Raw genomic sequence first — 20,938 nt, forward strand, 5'->3', positions numbered from 1 at the left:
GAGGGCCGATGAACTGCAATCACTACCCCCGACTCTGATTATCTCTGCTCTTCCACTCGAGATAGCTGCAGTAAGGGCAGAACGTCCATGATTTGCCCTTTGAAGGCCTGATTCTGAGAATAGACATGTCATGCTTATCGCATTTTCTGGCTGTGATCTCAAGCCTCCCCTTCTGCGGTAAGGGCAGTGTAAATCTGCATTCAGGATAGGATGTGCATCCGATAAATCTCCCTCTCGCTTTCCTTATCTCAAGGTCTTTGCCGCATTCTGGGCATTTTCCGACAACCCTGTCCTTTCTGACACCCTCACGTATTGCCTTTCCAAGCTCCTCTTCATTGACGTTATCCAGGACGTCCTCGAGGAATTTTGCGCTTTCCTCAACAACTACCCTCTGATCCTGCCTTCCTTCTTCAATCTTATCCATATCCTCCTCCAGCTTTGCAGTCATGTCGGGGAGGGTTATAACCTCGGCTTCCTTTTTGAGTGCATCTATAACAGCAAAGGCCACTTCAGTCGGTTTCAGAGGGTTGCCCCTTATGTATCCTCTCGAATAGAGCTTTCTCAGGATTTCGTGCCTTGTAGACTTTGTTCCGAGGTTGTACTTTTCCATGAGCTTTATTATTGAACTCATCGTGTATCTGCCGGGCGGTTTTGTCTTCTTTTCCTCGATTCTCTTTGAGAGCACTTTCAGGGTCTGACCCTCATGCAATACGGGCAAAAAGCTCTCCTCAGCCTTGTAATAAATGTATATTGCCCTCCATCCCGGATTTACCAGCTGTTTTCCTGTTGCCTTGAAAATCTCACCACTGGCGTCAATTTCCACCTGTCTCACCGCCCACAGTGCGTCAGGAGCGAGAGTGGCAAGGAATCTCCTCACAACAAGCTCGTAAATTCTCCACTCATCTTTGGAAAGGTCTTTTCTGCTCGCCACATCGACGGGATGGATTGGTGGGTGATCCTTCGTCTCCTTCTTACCCCTTGACGGTTTCATGTGCGCTAAAGCAATTTCCGCCTCAGCCTTGAACTCCGAATTCAGAAATTTGCTCACGATCGCTTTCAGATTTATTGATGGCGGATAAACGGTATTGTCCGTCCTGGGATAGGATATGTAACCATTCATGTAAAGGTTTTCAGCAATGCTCATCGCCTTATCTGGAGCCATGAACTTGCCAGCCTCCCTCAGAAACTCGGTTGTGTTGAACGGTATCGGCTTCCTTTCAGAAACATCCTTTTCGACGTACTTCTTTACGACAGCATTATCACCGATCCTTGAAAACGCCTCTTCCGCTTCTTCTTTCTTCAGAAATCTTTTAATGTGTTTGGCAGAAAACTTCTCTCCGTTTTTGAACTCTGCAAAAATTTCCCAGTATGGAATGGGCTTGAATTGCTGAATCTCCCTCTCTCTTTCGACTATAAATCTGAGAGTCGGAGACTGCACCCTTCCAACGCTCAGAAAATCCTTTCCAAGCCTTCCTGATGAAAGGGAAAGAAGTCTCGTGAGCAGCGCACCCCACATGAGATCCACAATCTGTCTCGTCTCTGCCGCCTTGGCGAGATTGAAGTTTATCTCTGTCGTGCTGGAAAATGCCTTTTTTATCTCCTGAGGGGTGATGGCAGAGTATTTTGCTCTATCGGCTTTAACTGATGGATTTGCCTTTTTTATGATTTCCAGAGCCTCTACTCCAATCAGCTCTCCTTCCCTGTCATAATCCGTCGCGATGGTTACTCTCTCTGCTTTCTGTGCAAGCTGAGACAGGGCTTTCGCAATATTTCTCGCCTTCACCTTCTTTACCAGATCTGCCTTAAGCAACGACTTTAACGGAACCTTGCTCCAGTTGTTGTATTCCTTTGGATAATCAAGCTCAACTATGTGTCCTCTCAATCCAACAACCGCATTTTTTTCATCCTGCGAGAAATAAACGTTAACTCCGTCTATCTTCCTTACCTTAACCTTGCCGAAGAGAATTCCGGCTATCCTCCTGGCGGTGTTGTCCTTCTCAGTTACTATCAGCCACATCCAGAACCATCTCAAGGTATGACTTTCTTATGCTTTTCTCTCCACCAAGCCCAAGCATTTCAGCATACTTGAAAATCCTCCTTTTTGCATCCTCGACATCATCGCTCTCAATCTCAAGCTCAACAAAGCTCCCAACACCCTCAAGATGGTCGAGACAGATTACAACATCTCCATCTCTGTAGATCTTCCTTTTTTTCACAACTTCCCCTGCCTTTCTGAATCCCAGTTTTTCAAGTATTTTCCTTGCTGTTTCAGAGTCGTCCAGCCTCACCTTAAACTCTTCCCTCGTTTTCGTCTCCAAGTCAATTTTCCTGCCCTTATATGTCAGCGTTATGCCCTCAACATCTCTTCTGATTCTGAGAGCCTCATCGGTTTCACGAAAATCCCTGCATGGATGATTGAAATAATAATCGTGCTCAATCTTTTCTATTACAAATTCAGCCCTATCCCTCAAAATCCTCTCGATTTTTTCGGGGTCCGAGATTCTGAATTTAATCTCAACTTCCATAACGCCCCTTTAATGGTAAACTTATAACCTTAACCATACTTTTTTAAATCCAGTATTTGAGTGGGTCTCAGGTGGTAACAATGATCAAAAAGGGAGACTTTGTCAGGGTAAGCTATACCGCAAAGCTTGAGGATGGAACCGTGATAGACTCCACAGACGAAAGCGTGGCGAAGGAGCACGGAGTCTATGAGGAGGGAGCAAGATACGGCAGCATTGTTGTCGTGGTTGGAGAGGGGCATGTGCTTAAGGGTCTCGATGAGGACCTTGAAGGAAAGGAGGCAGGCTACAAGGGAAGCGTGGAGGTCCCTCCGGAAAAAGCGTTCGGAGAATATAACCCGGATAACAAGGAAGTAATTTCAATAACAAAATTCAAGGAAAGGCCTGTTCCGGGCCAGAGAGTCCAGGTTGGAGAAAAGGTTGGTACCGTTGAGAAGGTTATTGGGAGGAGAGCCATTGTTGATTTCAATCATCCGCTCGCAGGGAAGAAAATCATATTCGAATACGAGATTGAGGAGATTATAGAAAAGCCTGAAGAGAAGATAAAATACCTCTTCCTGATCTACACCGGGAGAGAGCTTGAGCCAAAAATCGAGGATGGAAAGGTTATTGTCGAAGTTCCTAAGGATGCCTCATTCAACCAGTACTTCCTGCTGGGCAAATACACAGTTGTGGATCAGATCTTCAAGCACATAGAGGGTGTTGGAGAAGTCGTGTTCATGGAGGTCTTTGAAAAACCGGAAGAGAAGAAAGAAGAGCAAAACGACACAGAGGCAGAAAAAGAACAGAAATCTGAAGACACAGAAGAAGAGAAAGAATAAAAACCCTACAATTCTTTTCTTAAATCAAGAACCCTTTTTGCTTTTCCTTCAAATCTTTCAAGGGTCCCCTTCTCAACAAGATCCACATTCACCCTTATGCTGAGTTCCTTCTGCAACGCCCGCATGACATTATTCCTGATCCTGCTGAAGTCCCTCAGTTCACCCGTAAAGATTTCATCTCTCATCTCCACTCTGACAGTAATTTCATCGAGGCTGCCATTTCTCGTTATCACAACCTGAAAATGATCTCCAACCTCAGGCAGATTCATTAAAACATGCTCAATCTGGCTCGGATAGACGTTTATTCCCCTGACCACAATCATGTCGTCTGCCCTGCCAATTATCCTGTGAATCCTGGGATGAGTTCTGCCACAGGAACACCTGTCATACTCCATCAGGTATGTGATATCTCCCGTCCTGTATCTCAGCAGGGGCATTGCTTCCTTTGTCAGCGGAGTTAAAACAAGCTCACCCTTTTCACCTTCTCCAAGCTGTTCGCCCGTTTCAGGATCAACAATTTCAACCAGGTAGTGATCATGCCAGATGTGCAGCCCATTCTGTTCCCCGCACTCGAAGGCAACTCCCGGACCATTCATCTCACTCAAACCATAGCTATCGAAGGCTTTCAAATCAAACGCTTCCTCAAGCCTTTTCCTGGTGCTGTCGCTCCAAGGCTCTGCCCCGAAACATCCGATACGGAGGGGGAGGCTTTGAGTGTCTATGCCCTTTTCCTCCGCAACCTCCTTTATTCTGAGAGCATAGCTCGGGGTTGCATGGATGACCGTGGTGCCGAAATCCACCATGTACTGAAGCTGTTTCTCGGTGTTACCGGTACCTGTGGGAACCACCATCGCCCCTATTCTCTCAGCGGCATAGTGAAAGCCCAGTCCTCCAGTAAAGAGTGTGTAGCTGACAAGATTTTGAAAAACATCTCCCCTCCTCACTCCAACCATGTAAAGACATCTCGCAACCATGTTTATCCAGTTCTCAAGGTCCCTCTCAGTGTAGGCAACGACTTTGGGCTTTCCCGAAGTTCCTGAAGACATGTGAATTCGAACAAGCTCGGATTTATCGACAGCCATCAGGCCAAATGGATAATTCGCTCTCAGATCATCTTTCGTCGTGAAGGGAAGCTTGACAACGTCTTCTATCCTCCTGATGTCATGGGGAGTGATATCCATTTCCCTCATCTTTTTCCTGTAAAAGGGGACATTATCATAAGCCCGCCTGACAACCCATCTCAGCCTCTTGACCTGAAGCTCCTCAAGCTGATTCAGGGGCATGATTTCCTCACGTTGCCAATAGCTACCAAATGGCATACTTTGGACATCGGTGCATGAGGTTTTAAAAAATTTATCTAAAAGAGACGAAGTTGATTCCAGAGACGTTTCACTATCAGGTTGGGTAAAAGGTACCGGTATTGCTGCCAAATTACCGAATCTGCATTTTCGGGATTGAAGCACAGCCAATGGAATTGAGTTTCATAAAGAAGAATAATATCGCCCGTAAGATTGCGAAATTGGGACATGTATTGCGGATTCATATTCCAAAAATAATTTATATTGAATTTATCAAAAATACTGTTGGATGACCCAGTTAGTCGTAAATCTGAACAGCAAGATTCTCGCAAGGTTGCTCGCAAGGGCGTATGTGGCAGAACACACAGAATGCGAGGCCATTTCCGAGACCATGCTTCAGCTGGGAGACGAGAACATATCCAAGTCGTTTTTCAACCTGATAAAAGACAATGAGATCCACAAGATGATGATTGAAAATGTAATCGAAAGATTGAGCTTCAGTATTGAAGATTTCAAAGAGTATTCCATCAGAACAATAGGAGTAAAAAAGTTCGATTTTACGGAAGACTTTACAACCCAGCAGTTAAACGAGATACTCAAATGGGAGAGATGGGCAAGAGACTACTACCGGAACCTGCTTGAGCAGGACTTCTCCCAGATATCACAGGAACTCGGGGAGGAGACTGCAGAATTCGTGAAAGATACACTCAGAAAACTCATCCAGTGGGAAGAGATGCACATAAAACTGATAGAAGACCTGATGTCCAAAGCGTGAGGTAAAAAATAGGAAAGAATCAGAGCTGGCTTGTTGCGAGCTTGATGTCCTCAATCTTGACTGTCTTCCTGCCAGAATGCTTGGCAAGCTCTACAGCCTTCTTAGCAACCTGAAGAGCATAGTCCTCTATTGCCTCCGCCAGTGCTTTCTTTGCATCCTCACTAACCCTCTGCGCACCAGCCTGCCTAATAATCCTCTCAACTGGAGCAAGTGGCAGTTCCATCAAAACACCTCCTTAGCTTTTTTCGAGTATAAATTAAGTAATTCCATTATATAAATTTTTGGGTTGTTTCGGGATGAGACTGAACTCAGTTCAACCAATAAAAGATGTTACCAATCACATCACCAATTCGATATTCCTTCAACGCTCCATTGAGGAAAATCAGCAAACTTTATACTCAGGACAGTATTACTGCCAGTATGGAAAGGCTGTTTGCCCCATGGAGAATAAGATACATCCAGGCTCCAAAATACGAAGGCTGTATTTTCTGCGATTTTCCAGGAGAAAACAGAGACGAAGATAGGTTGATATTATTCAGGGGGAAGAGAAATTTTGTCATAATGAACAACTACCCCTACAACCCGGGACATGTGATGGTGGCTCCTTTCAGACATGTTGGCAATCTTGAAGACCTGAGTCAGGAGGAGCTTACAGAGATGATGAGGCTCGCCCAGACCTGCACAAAGGTCATAAAAGAGGTCATGTCTCCTGATGGTTTCAATATCGGAATAAACATGGGCAAAGTTGCGGGAGCCGGAATAGAAGAGCATATCCACCTGCACATCGTGCCGAGATGGAATGGCGACACCAATTTCATGCCTGTGCTTGCAGATGTGCGGGTGATACCGGAGGCTGTTAAGGAGACCTACAAAAAATTAAAAGATGGCTTTGAGAAATTCAGCGACCTTTGAACCCGAACAGATTCCTTGCAATTATGAGCTTCTCAACTTCTTTCGCTCCCTCATAGATTTCAGTAATCTTGGCATCCCTGTAGAACTGATTCACAGGATACTCATCAATGTAGCCGTAGCCACCATGGAACTGCAACGCCCAGTTGGCGGTTTCAACAGCAATTTCTCCGGCATACCATTTCGCCATTGCCGATAGAGTGTTGTCCGGCTTACCCTGCTCGACCTGAAGCGCTGCAGCTCTGTATGTAAGGGTTCTTGCCGCTTCGATCTTGGTCGCAAGCTCGGCAATCTTGAACTGAATGTACTGGAAAGCTGCCAGAGGCACTCCAAATGCCTTCCTCTGCTTCACATAATCGATGACAAGCTTCAAAGCGCCCCTCGCAATTCCAACTGCCTGGGCGGCCACCCAGACTCTGCTGATGTCAAAGAATTCCATCATGTAGTAGAAGCCCTTACCCTCCTCACCGACAAGGTTGCTTGCCGGAACTCTGACGTTGCTCAGGCTCACTTCTGCGGTGTCCGTCGCTCTTATGCCCATCTTGCCCTTTATCTTGTCCGCTTTATAGCCCTCTCTATCTGTTTCAACGATAAAGTAGCTTATGCCCCTGTGTCTTGTTTCAAAGCTTTCCAGCTCACTCGTTCTTGCAGTTACAAGAATGAAGTCCGCTATCGAACCATTGGATATGAACTGCTTTGTGCCATTCAGCACCCATTCATTGCCGTCCTTAACCGCCCTCGTCTTGATGCTCGCCGAATCACTGCCTGCATCCGGCTCCGTGTTTGCCATGCCCATTATCGCATCTCCGCTGGCAACCTTTGTAACGTACTGCTCTTTCTGCTCCTCACTGCCGTGCAGAAGGAGAATTTCAACTCCAAACGTTGGAAGGAGGCACGCAAGGCCGAGGCCCGGATTGACAGCCGAGAACTCCTCCATCACAATCATCTGTTCGATTGGCCCATAGCCTCCACCGCCATACTCTTCAGGAATCGAGACCGCATGGAACCCGAGCTTTGCGCACTTTTTGAAAAGCTCCCTTGGAAACTTCTCCTCTCTGTCACACTCTATCGCAAGCTCCGGTGTGAATTCCTTTTCAGCAAATTCCCTCGCAGCCCTTCTTATATCCTCCTGTTCCTCCGTAAACTGAAAGCTTATCGCCATAACACCACCTCACAATCAAACGTGAAGATTTAGTGTATTTCGGAGTATATAATTTTTTTCGGTTGGATAATTTGTTTAACGGCTCCGTCAAAACATAGTAAAATATTTAAAAGAAAATTTGAAAAAATCTTAAAATTCATGACAGATTTGGCCAAAATAAAACGTTTTCCATTTTTTTCGAGGTGAAAAAGCCCGGACAGCGTCAAAAGGCTTATATAATGAACTAATGTTACAAATAACTATGGCAGTTGCAATTATTGGCGCCGGACAGACAAAGTTCGGCACAAGAAAAGACGTTAACATGCCAGAACTTGCATGGGAAGCCATTAAACAGGCAATGCAGACAGCAAACGTGGAACAGAAGGACATCGATTTTATGGTTGTGGGCAATGCCGGCATGTGGAGCAGTGAAGCAGCAGTACCCGCCCTGATGTATGAATACGGCAAATTTGAGAATGTTGGGAGCATGAGAGTAGAGGCTGCATGCGCCACAGGAAATGCCGCAATCAGGGTTGGTTACACGGCAATCGAGAGCGGTGAGGCAGATGCTGTGCTTATTCTCGGAGTCGAGAAGATGCAGGAATCACCAAACCCAACAGTCATAGAGCTGATCGGAAGGTTTGGAAGCTATTTCTGGGAGTTTGAGAACCTCGGCCTCACGTTCCCCGGATACTACGCAATTCACGCAACAGCATACATGGCGAAGTATGGGGCAACTGAAGAAGACTTTGCAAAGGTAGCTGTGAAGAACCACCACTACGGGGCCAAGAACCCCTACGCCCAGTTCCAGAGAGAAATAAAGCTTGAACAGGCACTTAACGCCCCGTATGTGGCCTGGCCATTCAAGCTATTCGACTGTTCTCCGATAACAGATGGTTCAGCAGCCGTAATTCTTGCAAGTGAGGAGAAGGTAAAGGAATGGGGCATCGAAGAGAAAATCTGGATACACAGCCAGGGTGTTGGCACTGGCACAGCCAACCTCAGCAGAAGAGAGAGCTTCACTTCTCTGAAGTCGGCATCATACGCTGCAGAGGTTGCCTACAAGAAGGCAGGAATTGATATAGACGCTCCATACAAGTACTTGGATGGAGCTGACGTCCATGACTGCTTCACAGCAGCCGAAGTTATCGCTTACGAGGATTTGAGATTTGCGAAGAGAGGAGAGGGTGTGCAGCTTGTGAGAGAGGAGCAGACATACATAGGCGGAAGAATACCTGTCAATGTTGATGGCGGTCTGAAGGCCAAAGGACACCCGATTGGTGCTACTGGTGTCAGTCAGGCAGTGGAGGCATGGAAACAGCTCCTCAGCAAGGCCGAGAACGGCAGGCAGGTTGATGTGAAGAACGGAAGATATCTCGCTCACAATGTTGGCGGAACAGGTCATTACAGCTATGTTACAATATACGGGCTTGAAAAGCCGAGGTGATGAAGTATGGAAGATTTGAGAAAAGCTGCTGAAACGAATATTAAGGAATACGGATTTCCGGTAGCGATAGATGAGAAAAGCGGGGCCCTTCAGTGGGTCGATATGAGGGAACTCCACCTGAAGTACATAATATCAATCGAGAACATTCAGGAATTCTTCGAGGGGTTGAGAGATGGCAAGCTTCTCGCCACCAAGTGCAAGAAGTGCGGAGAACTGTTCTTCCCCCCACAAAAGGACTGTCCAACGTGCATGGACAGCGACATGGAGTGGTTCGAGCTGAAGAAGGAGGGTGTGCTCGAAACCCTGACAGTTATATTCGTCAGGCCTCCAAGCTTCTCCGCCTATGAGCCATACACGGTTGCGATTGCAAAACTTGACGATGGTGTTAGAGTTACTGCATGGCTCAGAGGAGATCCGCAGAAGGTCAGACCTGGTCAGAGAGTAAAAATCGAAATCGCTAAAAGAAAGGAAGGATACCTGATGTACGAAATCGTTCCTGTTGAGGGGTGATAGAATGGAAATAAAGAAGGTTGCCGTCCTCGGCGCTGGAGCAATGGGTTCGGGAATCGCACAGGTTGTGGCCCAGGCAGGTTATGAAGTCTGGGTTAGAGACATTAAAGAAGAGTTCATTCAGAAGGGGAAGCAAACAATCGAGAAAAACCTGAGAAAGGCGGTAAACAAGGGGAAAATCAGCCTTCCGAAATACAAGGAAATCTCGTCAAGATTGCACTTCACAACAGACATGAAAGAGGCTGTTGAAGATGCAGACCTCGTTATCGAGGCTGTCCCCGAGGTAATGGACATCAAAAAGCAGGTATTCCAGGAAGTGTGCCAGCTCAACAAAAAGGCGATCCTTGCCTCAAACACATCCGGTCTGAGCATAACAGAACTTGCAAAGGCAACGGACAGGCCTGAGAGATTTGTGGGAATGCACTTCTTCAACCCCGTGCCAGTAATGGCACTCGTTGAGGTTATCAGAGGAGAGCAGACAAACGACGAGACTGTTAATGCTGCCGTGGAATTCGTTAAGAGTATCGGAAAGATACCTGTTGTCGTCAAAAAGGACGTTGAGGGGTTCATAGTTAACAGATGCCTCGTACCATACCTCGTTCTCGCAATTGATGATGTCGAGAAAGGCGTTGCTGAACCTGAAGAGATAGACGCCACACTGCTTTACGAGTACAAGATGCCAATGGGACCACTTGAACTTGCAGACTTTGTGGGACTTGACATCCTCTACTTTGCAGGCCAGCAGTGGTCGATTGTTCCAAAATCAAAACTGCTTGAAGAGAAGTTCAACAACAAGGAGCTGGGAATGAAAACCGCCAGAGGATTCTATGACTGGAGAGCCGGCAGGCCGAAGATACCCAAAGAGAAGGCAGGGAAGTACGATGGCCTGAGAATTATCGCACCAATGGTGAACATCGCCGCTGGACTCATAGAGATGGGCGTTGCTGATGCGAAGGAAATCGACACGGCCATGAAGCTGGGCACAAACATGCCGAAAGGGCCTCTTGAACTGGCCGATGAGATCGGGCTCGATGCCGTGCTTGCCAAAGCAGAGGAGATATACAAGGAGAAGGGCTACGAAATCCTCAAACCATCAGAATACCTGAAGAAGCTCGTTTCTGAAGGCAAACTCGGAAAGAAGAGCGGAGAAGGATTTTACAAGTATGAGGCAGGAACATACCAGAACATCAGAATAGAGAAGCTCGAGGGTGGCATAGCAAAGGTCGTGCTTAACAGACCTCACAGACTGAACGCAATAACACTCGAACTTCTTGATGAGCTTAAGAGAGCCTTTGCAGAGCTGGAGTTCGACGATGAGGTCAGGGTGGTCATAATAACAGGAGAGGGCAAGGCATTCTCAGCGGGACTCGACCTGCAGGCCGCTGGCACGGATGACGTGCTCAACCCACCCGTTGCCATGCTTCTCGCCGCAAAAGGACAGGATACCTTCACCACAATAGAGAAGTTCCCCAAGCCTGTGATAGCAGCAATAAACGGATACGCATTTGGAGGCGGATGCGAGCTTTCACTTGCGTGTGATTTCAGAATAATGGCAAAGAACGCACAGATCGGCCTTACAGAGACGGCACTTGGCCTCATTCCGGGATGGGGTGGTACGCAGAGAATGGCGAAGATTCTTGGAATAGCCAAAGCCAAGGAGCTGATAATGTTCGCCGAAAGAATCAGCGGAGAAGAGGCAGAGAGAATAGGGCTCGTGAACAAGGCAGTGGAGCCAGAGAAGCTCTGGGATGAAGTCATGGCATTCGCAAAGAGGCTTGCCGAGGGGGCACCGGTTGCTCTCAGACTTGCAAAGTACGCAATCAACTTCGGTTACGAGCTGCCCGTTGAGACAGGACAGGCTCTCGAATCGGCATACTTCGGCCTTGTGGCAGCCACACAGGACGTCAGAGAGGGATTTGCAGCGTTCTTTGAGAGAAGAAAACCCAATTTCAGGGGCAAATAAACAATTAATCATTTAATTTTTAATTTTTGGAAAGAGTTATTAAATTTCCCGGAAGGAAGTCCAGTTAACCGGAGGTGGTAAATTGAACATTATCGTGCTGGCAAAACATGCAGCTGACCCTGAAAGTGAAATTAGGGTTTCTCAGGATGGAAAAAGTGTTGACGAGAGAGGGCTGGTTTTCGATATAAACGACTGGGACAGGTATGCTGTTGAAGAGGCAATCAGGCTGAAGGAAGAGCATGGTGGAGAGGTCGTGGTTGTAGGTGTCGGGCAAACAGAAGATACACTGAGAAAGTGCCTTGCGATGGGTGCGGACAGGGCGATCAAGGTTCCTGTAGAGCCAGGAATGGATTCATATCAGACAGCGATGGCAGTAAAAGAGGCAATCTCGGGAGAGAAATTTGATCTGATACTTGCAGGCCTGATGAGCCAGGACTACAACAATGCACTTGTGGGTGTCCTTCTTGCTGGAATGCTCGACATTCCGTTCGCCACTGCAGTTACGAGCATAAAGGTGGAGGATGGCAGAGTAAGGATCATAAGAGAGCTTGAAGGAGGCTTTGGAGAGGAAAACGTCCTCTCACTTCCGGCGCTCCTCACAGTGCAGAGCGGTATAAACGAGCCGAGATACGTATCAATCATGGGTATCAAGAGGGCAAAGTCAAAGGAACTTAAGGAGGTAAGCGTTTCTGTTGAGGGTGGCTACACGGAAATCGACAGAATATATACTCCACCTGTAAAGAAGGCTGAACTGATTGAGGGTTCACCGGAAGAGGTTGCGGAAAAGCTTATTCAGATTCTCAAGGACAGGGGGCTGATCTGAAATGAGGGTTTTTGCAGTAGCAGAAATCAAGTTTGGGGAGCTTGATCCGGTCAGCATCGAGCTGCTCAATCTTGCAAACTCCATTAAAGGAGACGGGACTGCTGAAGCAGTAGTTATTGGAAACAACATTTCAAACTACGCTGAAGAGCTTGCAAAGTATGCAGACAAGGTATGGAAAATAGAGGACGCCAGCCTGGAGAACTACAACCCGGAGCTTTACGTGGACGTGCTGTTCCAGCTTTTCAGCAAGGAAAAGCCAGATATTGTACTGGTTGCCAACTCATCCAGAGGTTCCGAGTTCGCTCCGGCACTTGCGACAAAGCTGAACGCCCCAGTAATTACGGACATCGTTGGACTCGACACCAGCAATGGAATAAAGGCAACAAGATACATATTCCAGGGCAAGCTGCTTGTGGATATTCTTGTGAAGGATGGCGAAACCAGCGTGTTCACAGTAAGGCAGGGTGTATTCAAAGAAGGCAGCGAAGTCGGAGGAGAAGTTGTTGATGCGGGTATAAAGCCTTCAATAACTCCAAAAAGAGAGTTCTCACAGATCATAGAGCCAGAAGTTGGAGAGGTGGATATAAGCCAGGCAGACATAATTGTCTCTGTGGGCAGAGGTATAGAGGATGCGTCAAACATAGAGCTTGCAGAAGAGCTTGCCGATGCACTTGGAGGTGTTGTTGCAGGAAGCAGGCCTGTTATCGACAGCGGCTGGCTTCCAAAGGACAGACAGGTTGGTATTTCAGGTAAGACCGTAAAGCCCAAACTCTACCTCGCACTCGGTATAAGCGGTGCCTTCCAGCACATCATGGGTATGAAGGACAGTGAACTCATAATAGCCGTGAACAAAGATCCTGAGGCTCCAATATTCGGAGTGGCACAGTACGGAATCGTCGGAGACATATTCGAAATCGTGCCAGCCCTCGTAGACAAGCTCAGAGAGATAAAGGGCTGAAATCAGCCTTTAATTTTTTATTTCAGGGTGATAGTATGGGTGATGAGGCAATAGTCAACGCCACAGTTCTGCTTGCTGAAAAACTCTCAAAAGATGAGGAAAAGCTCTCCGAGGTTGTTTCAAAAATTGTCGAGCTGGTAGAAAGCGGAAACGCATCGAGATTGCTTGAGCTTGCAGGTACTCTTGCTCCACTCATCGAGACTGCTGGCGTGTTTTTTGACAAGGAAACAGAAGAAGTTGTTCAGAATCTGATTGAAACGCTTGGCGCAGTTGCGCTCAGCATTGACAGCAATACCATCAGGGTTGTTGAGGCCATGGTTGATGCCCTGAACGCAAGCACCGAATTCACCCCGGTCACGCTTACAGGATTGATCAGAGCAATGAGAGATGAGAATGTGCAGAAAACGCTTGGATTCTGTATAAAATTCGCCCAGGAGTTCGGAAAAAGACTTTAACCATTTTTTAGATTTTGCCCAGCAGAAGTAAGGCAATAAGGGCGATTACTACCAGAATAGCCACATCGATAATTCTTAGAATGACCGTTCCATTCTCCTCCGAGCCTGCAAACAGCACGACTTTCTCGCCTGAGGGTACACCTTTTTCCGTGCTACCTCTGCTTTCAGAGGGAGCTTCCGAAATCTCAATCTCACCATCGTCCATTAAAACCCTGAACAGTTCATCTTTCATGCCAACCCCAGAAGATACTTCAGCTTACCATACTTTTTAATTTCGGTCCTGATGCCGGCAATGTTCATGGCCAGTCGGGTCACATCTCTGGATACTGCTGATGAAGGGTGGCTCACAACGAACGGTATGCCGTTCTCCCACGACCTCCTGACGATGCTGGATTCTCTGATGATTCCGGCAATCTCAGTATGGACTCTTTCCTGTATTTCATCAAGAGCCTTTTTATCTCCCCTGTACCTGTTCACCACAACCCCGCTCACATAAACTCCTGCCTCAGTCGCAACATTCACAACCCTGCTGGCATCAGAAACAGAGATTCTGTCCGGGTTCGTTACAACGTATGTTTTTTCAGCAGACAGCATTGGCATCAGAGCGTATTTGCTCAGCCCTGCTGCAACATCAATTATGAGAAAATCATAGTCCGGCTCGAGAATTTCAACTATATCACCAAATCTGGTGATGTCAGCTTTTTCAAGAGAATCAAGTGAGGTCGATGCAGGAAGAACATCGACGGACACCTTCGCCCTTCCGACAACGTACTCCACCCTCTTTATGGCATCCTCAACCATCCCGGGATTTCTGAGGGCATCCAGGAATGTCTGGTCAAACTCCTCAAGTCCTATGAGGACGTGAACATTCGGGAGAGCAATATCACCATCAATTATCAGAGTTCTTCCGACAGACGAAAGAGCGATGGCAGTATTTACGGAAATTGTGGTTTTTCCAACGCCACCTTTCCCAGAAGTGATCGCTATTACGGGCATCCAATCATTTATGCAGCGGATTAAAATATAATTTTTTTGAATTTCTAATTTAGCACGAATTTTAGGTTCCCGAAATTTATTTATTCATTAAGTCTCAAGCTCTGGGGAATGACAGTCATAAGATTTCTCGGAGGATGCAGGGAAGTTGGAAGATCAGCAATAATGGTAGATTCAATCATACTGGATTACGGTCTGAAGCCGTCGTCCCCTCCAGAATTCCCTGTAAATGGTGTCAGCCCAAAGAGCATCATAATATCTCATGGCCACCTTGACCATGTCGGTGTCGCTCCGAACCTGATGGATGTTGACCCCAAGGTATTCATGACCCCGCCAACAAGAGACCTTTCAGACATTCTGCTCAAAGACTCGATGAACATTATGGAGAATCCGCCGTTCGGAAAGAGAGAGTACATGCAGTTCCACAGCAACACGAGAGAGGTTGGTTATGATGAGCCGTTTCTGTTTGACGGATGGGAAGTTACGCTTTTCAACGCCGGACATATTCCCGGAAGTGCCTCAATATACATGTCGAGAGACGTGAACATACTCTACACCGGAGACATTAAGCTCGAAGACACCAGACTGCTCGAAGGTGCAGATACATCATTTCCGGAGACGGACATCCTCATCGTCGAGTCCACGTACTTCGGTGTCAAGCACCCCGAAAGGAAAGAACTGGAGAAGCAGTTCGTCGAGAGCGTGATAGACACGCTCGATAAAGGAGGGCATGCAATCATTCCTGCTTTTGCCGTTGGAAGAACTCAGGAGATTATGATGATCCTGACCAAACACGGGATAACCCCATACGTGGATGGAATGGGAAAGGAAGTTTCAAGAATGCTTGAGAACTACCCCGACTATCTGAAAAGCGTTAGAGAGCTGAAAAGGGCGATTAAAAGATCAATAATAGTGGAGAGGGGCAAAAGAGAGAAAGTCCTGGAAGAGCCGTCAGCAATAGTAACCACTGCGGGAATGCTCAACGGGGGACCTGCACTGTTCTACATCTCAAAACTGTACGGCGATGAGCGTTCCAAGATTATACTGACCGGGTATCAGGTCGAGGGCACCAACGGGGACAAAGCACTCAAAACCGGCGAGATAGATCTCGGAATGAAGACCGTGAAGCTCAAAATGAAGGTCGAACAGTACGATTTTTCTGCGCATGCAGATGATGCCCAGCTCAAGGAACTCGTAAAAAAGGTTGTGGACAGGGGGGCCGAGAAGGTCTTTGCAGTTCACGGAGAGGACACAGAGGCTTTCGCAAGCTGGATTTCTGAAGAAATAGGTGTTGAGAGCTATGCTCCAAGAAATGGAGACATGTATGTAATATGAGGATACTGGCAGTTTCAGACATCCATTCTGAGTTTGAAATGCTTGAAAGGCTGATAAAAAAAGAAAGGGCAGATGTTCTCGCAGTTGCCGGAGATGTAACTCACTTTCGCCCCTCAGACGTCAGAACATTTGAAGCGATAATCGAGGATTTCGACGGCGAAATTTTGGTTGTTCACGGGAACTGCGACTATAGGGACTCACTGGACAGAGAGGATGGAAGGTACAGGTTCATACACGGAAAGAGCTACAGAATAGAGCAGCTTACCTTCCACGGTCTCGGTGGTTCCCCAATCACACCATTCAGCACACCCTCAGAATACCCTGAAAAACATTACAGGGACATCCTCAAAAGTCTGAGCTACGGGGAGACCAATGTACTCCTGTCCCACTCTCCACCATACGGGATACTCGACAGGACATATTCAGGAATCAATGCTGGAAATACGGTGATAAGAGAGAATCTCGATAAGTTCAACCTGATAATATGCGGACACATCCATGAGTCAATAGGAGCAGTGAGGGTGGGGAGAAATACCCTTGTAGTCAATCCCGGTCCGCTGAACAGAGGATATTACTCGATCATCGAGATTGATGATGAGATGCGCCCCACGCTGCTGAAGCTTCCCTGACGGTTTCCACCGGCTGCGGGTCAGTTTCCTGTAAACAATCATCAGCAATACCTTTTTATCCGGCTTGTTAACACAATAAACAGAAAAGTATATCACCTCTACAGGTAACTTAAGAAAAATTGATATGGTATCAAATTAACTTGATGGTGGTAGAATGGAACTGAGCAATACTGCAAAGGTTGTTCTGGAAAAGAGATATCTCCTGAAAAACGAAAACGGGGAACCTGTTGAAACACCCGAAGAAATGTTCTGGAGAGTTGCAAGGGCGATAGCAAAAGCAGAGGAGAATTACGGGGGAGATCCGGAAAAATGGGCCAGGAAGTTTTTCGAGATAATGGACAGGCAGGAGTTCATGCCCAACTCCCCGACACTCATGAACGCCGGCACACCTCTGGGCCAGCTTTCAGCCTGCTTCGTCATCCCCGTTGATGACAGCATCGACGGAATATTCAAGGCCCTCTGGGACATGGCGAGAGTTCAGAAGAGCGGAGGAGGGACTGGATTCAGCTTCTCGAGAATCAGGCCCAAGGGGGACATAGTGAAGTCAACCATGGGTGTGGCAAGCGGGCCTGTGAGCTTCATGAAGATCTTCGATGCCGCGACAGAGCAGATAAAGCAGGGCGGGAAGAGGAGAGGCGCGAACATGGGAGTTCTGAACGTCCACCACCCGGACATAGAGGAGTTCATAACCGCAAAGTGGGAAGAGGGTGTGCTCAGGAATTTCAACATAAGCGTCGCCGTAACCGAGAAGTTCATGGAGGCGCTGAAGAGCGACGGGGATTACGAGCTCATAAACCCGAGAACGGGCGAGGTCATGAGGAGGATTCCCGCCAGGAAGATCTTCAACCTGATTGTTGAGGGGGCATGGAGAAACGGAGAGCCGGGAGTGATTTTCATAGATGAGATAAACAGGCACAACCCCACCCCACACGCTGGAGAGATAGAGGCCACGAATCCCTGCGGTGAACAGCCCCTCCTTCCGTATGAGTCCTGCAACCTCGGCTCAATAAACCTCTCAAAGTTTGTTGACGAGGGCAAAAAGGACTTCGACTGGAAGAGGCTGAGAGAGGTCGTACGACTCGCAACAAGATTCCTCGATAACGTCATAGACGTGAACAGCTACCCCATCCCGGAAATTGCGGAAATGACCAAGAAGAACAGAAAAATTGGTCTGGGAGTTATGGGCTGGGCCGATGCGCTGTTCAAGCTCGGCATACCCTACGACAGCCCCGAAGCCGTAAGCCTGGCAGAAAAGGTGATGAAGTTCATTCAGGAAGAGAGTCACAGAATGTCTCAGGAGCTTGCAGAGGAGAGGGGCGTGTTCCCCAACTGGGAGGGGAGCGTGTGGGAAAAGGAGGGCATCAGGATAAGGAACGCCACCACCACCACAATAGCACCAACGGGGACGATAAGCATCATCGCAGGATGCAGCAGCGGAATCGAACCCGTGTTTGCCTTGGCATACAAGAGGGCGAACATCCTCGACGGCGATGAGTTCTTCGAGGTGAATCCTGTCTTTGAGAGAACACTAAAGGCCCTCGACCTCTATAATGAGGACATCCTCACCAAGGTCGTTGAGGAGGGCAGCATTCAGGGGATCGACGAGATTCCCGAAGAGATTCGGAGAGTGTTCAAGTGCGCCCTCGACATCTCGCCAGAGTGGCACGTCAGAATGCAGGCTGCCTTCCAGAAGTACACGGACAATGCGGTGAGCAAGACAATAAACCTGCCCAACCACGCAACGAGGGCAGATGTGGAGAAAGCGTTCCTGCTTGCCTACGAGCTGAAGTGCAAGGGTATAACGGTGTACAGAGACGGGAGCAGAGAGGAGCAGGTGTTATCTGTAAAGAAGACCGAGAAGAAGAAAGAGGAGGAGAAGGTCAGACCGCCTGCCAGGTTCCAGAAGCCGAGACCCAGACCCAGAATAACGAAGGGGACGACGGTGGAGACGAGGACTGGATGCGGTTCTCTCTACGTCACGATAAACGAGGACGAACACGGAATAGCGGAAGTTTTCGTGCAGCTCGGAAAGAGCGGTGGGTGTGCTGCATCCCAGACAGAGGCAATAGGCAGGCTGTTGAGTGTTGCTCTGCGAAGCTGGGTTGATCCGGAAGATCTGATAAGGCAGCTCAAGGGAATAAGGTGCCCCTCAGTTGGCTTCGACAACGGAGAGATAATAACGAGCTGCGCAGACGGTGTTGCGAAGGTTCTGGAGAAGCACCTAAGGGGAGAGTTCAGGAAGATAAAAATGGACGTTAAGGGCGTGAAGCCACTGACCGAGTTCACCGGTGAGGCTCAGGAGGAAAGCCACGAAGCCCAGAGGACAAAGCTCATAGGCGGGATGTGTCCGGAGTGCGGAAACATTCTCGAGTACGGAGAGGGCTGCATGACCTGCAGGATGTGTGGATTCACCAAGTGCGGCTGACTTCCGATCTCTTTTTTATTTCAGACTTTTATTTCGCGAATTCGTTTTCCCGGCTGTGATGCAGCAACCAAATCCGGGGATGCTTTTTAACGCCTGCTGGAGAGAGTCAAGAGATAGGTATGGGTTTGATGGACAGGCTGTTCAGGAGGGGTGAGAACGCAGCAGGCAGGCCCATCAGTGTCGACCATTCCAGCTTTGACGAGATCCTGAAGTCCAGCAGATATGCAGTCGTGGACTTCTGGGGAAAAAACTGCCCACCATGCGAGGCCATGGAGCCGATCCTGAAAAAGCTCGCCAGAGAGTACGAGGGAGAGGTCATCTTCCTGAAGGTAAATGCAGCTTCCAGTCAGGAGATATCCCGGAGGTTCAGAGTGAAGAGCGTCCCCGCGTTCCTGTTCTTCGAAAATGGAAGGCTGAAGGGCAGAAGGGTCGGAGCAATGTCGTACGAAGCCTTCAAAAAGTGGGTTGAGAGCATGATGTCCTGAAATCACTCCAGATCGATGACCTTCCCCGGATTCAGAATGCCGTTGGGGTCAAAGACCTTTTTTATTGCCTTCATGAGCTCTATGCTTTTTTCGGGCAGGGTTTTCAGCATGTCCGCTTTTTTGACCGAACCTATACCGTGCTCTCCGGTGATGTACCCCCCAAGCCTGCTCGCCACGCCAAACGCAAACTCCTTGAATTTCAGATATTTTTCCAGCCATTCGTCCTCACCCATTCCCGACTTCAGTATCTGCTGGTGGACATTTCCATCTCCCGCATGCCCGAAGTGCAGAACCCGAATGCCGAGCCTTTCAGCCTCCTTCTGGCAGGTTTCAACAAACTCCGCTATGCTCGCAGGCGGAACCGAGACGTCAAGAACCTCAATCGTCTCGCCCTTGAGTCCCTCGTAAATCAGGCTTCGAATCTCAAGTATTTCCCTCTGCTCCCTCCTGCTCACCCCAACAAGAACGTCAAGTGCGCCGTGATTTTTCGATATTCTCTCAATTACCTCAGCCTTTCTGATCAGCTCGTCCTCATCCATTCCATCAACGATTACCATCAGGTGAGCCTTACCTCCGCTGCAAGGCCACCTCTTGCCGGTTACCCTCTCCCCAGCCCTTATGGCCTCGATATCCATGTATTCCATCGCGAGAGGAGTGATCCCGCTCCTGAGTATCTCCGGCACAGCCCTGATTGCGTTCTCTGCGCTTTCAAATGGGATGACGAGCGTGTATGTCGCCCCTGACTCCGGAATCAGGCGGAGAACTGCTTTCGTTACAGCGCACAGCGTCCCCTCGCTCCCAATTATGAGGTGAAGCAGATCGTAGCCTGTTGCGTTCTTTATCACCTTTCCGCCGAGATTCAGCACCTCGCCGGTTGGCAGCACAACCTCAAGGCCAACCACATAGTTTCTCATCACCCCGTACTTCACCGCTCTGGCCCCACCAGCGTTGTTCACGACAAGCCCTCCAATCTGAGCACCCTCGTCACCGGGGTGAGGCGGAAACGACAGGCCTGGAATTCTCTCAACAGCATCGAGCAGCTGTCTAAGCGTAACTCCTGCCTCGCAGACTGCCATCAGATTCTGCTCGTCAATCTCAATTATCCTGTTCATCCTTTCCATTGAGAGAACGATCCCCGGTCTCGTGGGTATTGCTCCACCGCTCAGCCCCGTACCACCGCCCCTGACAAACACCGGAATTTTACGCTCGTTTGCAAGCTTCATTATCCTGGAAACCTCTTCCGTGCTTCCCGGCTTTACCACAGCCACATCCCTTGATGCCTCCGGTCTTATCAGAGGGGGAGTTTCGTCGTAGAGGTAGCTCTCAGGATCGAGAACCACGTTCTCACTACCAACAATTTCCCGGAGCTTCAGAACCACGTCCCTGGAGAGAGAAGAGGACACCGCAACCACCGGGCACATTTGGAAATGATTAATCATAAATGTTACG

The 20,938-nt window shown here is 48.3% G+C and carries 21 protein-coding genes; 13 read left to right on the top strand and 8 right to left on the bottom strand.

All coding sequences use genetic code 11. The features are described from left to right. Nucleotides 1–22 precede the first annotated feature (22 nt). Both GACE_RS08280 and cyaB read right to left on the bottom strand, forming a co-directional pair. Nucleotides 23–2,017, bottom strand: a complete 1,995-nt coding sequence (locus tag GACE_RS08280; protein WP_048092634.1) for a DNA topoisomerase I — start codon at nucleotides 2,015–2,017, stop codon at nucleotides 23–25. Next, nucleotides 1,998–2,525: a class IV adenylate cyclase gene (cyaB, locus tag GACE_RS08285; RefSeq protein WP_048092636.1), complete on the bottom strand. Its 528-nt coding sequence runs from the start codon at nucleotides 2,523–2,525 to the stop codon at nucleotides 1,998–2,000. Before cyaB ends, GACE_RS08280 begins: the two co-directional genes overlap by 20 nt. 80 nt (nucleotides 2,526–2,605) lie before the next feature. On the opposite strand from cyaB, the gene GACE_RS08290 reads away from it, so the two are divergent. Next, a complete protein-coding gene (locus GACE_RS08290) occupies nucleotides 2,606–3,343 on the top strand; it encodes a peptidylprolyl isomerase (RefSeq protein ID WP_048092637.1) in 738 nt (245 codons plus the stop codon). Between the two features lie 5 nt (nucleotides 3,344–3,348). On the opposite strand, the gene GACE_RS08295 is transcribed toward GACE_RS08290, so the two are convergent. Then, nucleotides 3,349–4,662 carry an AMP-binding protein gene (locus tag GACE_RS08295; protein WP_048092639.1) on the bottom strand — a complete coding sequence of 438 codons (1,314 nt, stop codon included), beginning with the start codon at nucleotides 4,660–4,662 and terminating at the stop codon, nucleotides 3,349–3,351. A 268-nt stretch (nucleotides 4,663–4,930) separates the two neighbouring features. Between GACE_RS08295 and GACE_RS08300 the strand changes: the two genes are divergently transcribed. Next, entirely contained in the window at nucleotides 4,931–5,416 is a 486-nt protein-coding gene (locus GACE_RS08300; RefSeq protein WP_048092640.1) for a hypothetical protein, read from the top strand. A gap of 19 nt (nucleotides 5,417–5,435) precedes the next feature. On the opposite strand, the gene GACE_RS08305 is transcribed toward GACE_RS08300, so the two are convergent. Beyond that, nucleotides 5,436–5,642, bottom strand: a complete 207-nt coding sequence (locus GACE_RS08305) for a histone (protein WP_048092641.1) — start codon at nucleotides 5,640–5,642, stop codon at nucleotides 5,436–5,438. Between the two features lie 194 nt (nucleotides 5,643–5,836). Between GACE_RS08305 and GACE_RS08310 the strand changes: the two genes are divergently transcribed. Then, nucleotides 5,837–6,328 (top strand): HIT family protein, encoded by a 492-nt coding sequence (locus GACE_RS08310; protein WP_048092643.1) that lies wholly within the window; start codon nucleotides 5,837–5,839, stop codon nucleotides 6,326–6,328. Here GACE_RS08310 and GACE_RS08315 read toward each other — a convergent pair. Next, on the bottom strand, nucleotides 6,315–7,487 hold the full coding sequence (locus GACE_RS08315; protein WP_084063706.1) for an acyl-CoA dehydrogenase family protein: 1,173 nt from the start codon (nucleotides 7,485–7,487) through the stop codon (nucleotides 6,315–6,317). The two genes, GACE_RS08310 and GACE_RS08315, sit on opposite strands and share 14 nt — an antisense overlap. A gap of 241 nt (nucleotides 7,488–7,728) precedes the next feature. Between GACE_RS08315 and GACE_RS08320 the strand changes: the two genes are divergently transcribed. The 6 genes from GACE_RS08320 to GACE_RS08345 all read left to right on the top strand — a co-directional run bounded on the left by GACE_RS08320 (nucleotide 7,729) and on the right by GACE_RS08345 (nucleotide 13,622). Next, complete coding sequence (locus GACE_RS08320; protein ID WP_048092645.1) at nucleotides 7,729–8,913, top strand: thiolase domain-containing protein; 1,185 nt, start codon at nucleotides 7,729–7,731, stop codon at nucleotides 8,911–8,913. Between the two features lie 6 nt (nucleotides 8,914–8,919). Then, entirely contained in the window at nucleotides 8,920–9,423 is a 504-nt protein-coding gene (locus tag GACE_RS08325; RefSeq protein WP_048092647.1) for a Zn-ribbon domain-containing OB-fold protein, read from the top strand. Between the two features lie 4 nt (nucleotides 9,424–9,427). Then, complete coding sequence (locus tag GACE_RS08330) at nucleotides 9,428–11,386, top strand: 3-hydroxyacyl-CoA dehydrogenase/enoyl-CoA hydratase family protein (protein WP_052400260.1); 1,959 nt, start codon at nucleotides 9,428–9,430, stop codon at nucleotides 11,384–11,386. Between the two features lie 82 nt (nucleotides 11,387–11,468). Continuing rightward, nucleotides 11,469–12,209 (top strand): electron transfer flavoprotein subunit beta/FixA family protein, encoded by a 741-nt coding sequence (locus GACE_RS08335; protein ID WP_048092649.1) that lies wholly within the window; start codon nucleotides 11,469–11,471, stop codon nucleotides 12,207–12,209. Between the two features lies 1 nt (nucleotide 12,210). After that, complete coding sequence (locus GACE_RS08340; RefSeq protein ID WP_048092651.1) at nucleotides 12,211–13,167, top strand: electron transfer flavoprotein subunit alpha/FixB family protein; 957 nt, start codon at nucleotides 12,211–12,213, stop codon at nucleotides 13,165–13,167. Nucleotides 13,168–13,202: 35 nt separating this feature from the next. After that, nucleotides 13,203–13,622, top strand: a complete 420-nt coding sequence (locus GACE_RS08345) for a DUF1641 domain-containing protein (RefSeq protein WP_048092653.1) — start codon at nucleotides 13,203–13,205, stop codon at nucleotides 13,620–13,622. Nucleotides 13,623–13,629: 7 nt separating this feature from the next. On the opposite strand, the gene GACE_RS08350 is transcribed toward GACE_RS08345, so the two are convergent. Continuing rightward, a complete protein-coding gene (locus tag GACE_RS08350) occupies nucleotides 13,630–13,854 on the bottom strand; it encodes a hypothetical protein (protein WP_048092655.1) in 225 nt (74 codons plus the stop codon). Beyond that, the gene (locus GACE_RS08355; RefSeq protein WP_048092657.1) at nucleotides 13,851–14,618 is read right to left on the bottom strand and encodes a P-loop NTPase; all 768 of its coding nucleotides are present in this window, start codon (nucleotides 14,616–14,618) and stop codon (nucleotides 13,851–13,853) included. Before GACE_RS08355 ends, GACE_RS08350 begins: the two co-directional genes overlap by 4 nt. Nucleotides 14,619–14,726: 108 nt before the next feature. Between GACE_RS08355 and GACE_RS08360 the strand changes: the two genes are divergently transcribed. The 4 genes from GACE_RS08360 (at nucleotide 14,727) to GACE_RS08375 (ending at nucleotide 19,489) form a co-directional block, all read left to right on the top strand. Then, nucleotides 14,727–15,950: an MBL fold metallo-hydrolase gene (locus GACE_RS08360; RefSeq protein ID WP_048092660.1), complete on the top strand. Its 1,224-nt coding sequence runs from the start codon at nucleotides 14,727–14,729 to the stop codon at nucleotides 15,948–15,950. Continuing rightward, nucleotides 15,947–16,579, top strand: coding sequence for a metallophosphoesterase family protein (locus tag GACE_RS08365; protein ID WP_048092662.1), 633 nt, complete (start codon nucleotides 15,947–15,949; stop codon nucleotides 16,577–16,579). The genes GACE_RS08360 and GACE_RS08365 overlap by 4 nt, the downstream gene beginning before the upstream one ends. Nucleotides 16,580–16,733: 154 nt before the next feature. Continuing rightward, the gene (locus GACE_RS08370) at nucleotides 16,734–19,004 is read left to right on the top strand and encodes a vitamin B12-dependent ribonucleotide reductase (RefSeq protein WP_048092664.1); all 2,271 of its coding nucleotides are present in this window, start codon (nucleotides 16,734–16,736) and stop codon (nucleotides 19,002–19,004) included. A 119-nt stretch (nucleotides 19,005–19,123) separates the two neighbouring features. After that, entirely contained in the window at nucleotides 19,124–19,489 is a 366-nt protein-coding gene (locus GACE_RS08375; protein ID WP_052400261.1) for a thioredoxin family protein, read from the top strand. 2 nt (nucleotides 19,490–19,491) lie between these two features. Here the strand turns inward: GACE_RS08375 and GACE_RS08380 are convergent, their stop codons facing one another. Then, nucleotides 19,492–20,901 (bottom strand): FAD-binding oxidoreductase, encoded by a 1,410-nt coding sequence (locus tag GACE_RS08380; RefSeq protein WP_318249179.1) that lies wholly within the window; start codon nucleotides 20,899–20,901, stop codon nucleotides 19,492–19,494. Between the last annotated feature and the right edge of the window lie 37 nt (nucleotides 20,902–20,938).

Origin of the sequence: Geoglobus acetivorans (genome assembly GCF_000789255.1) — an archaeon.
Lineage (GTDB): Archaea > Halobacteriota > Archaeoglobi > Archaeoglobales > Archaeoglobaceae > Geoglobus > Geoglobus acetivorans_B.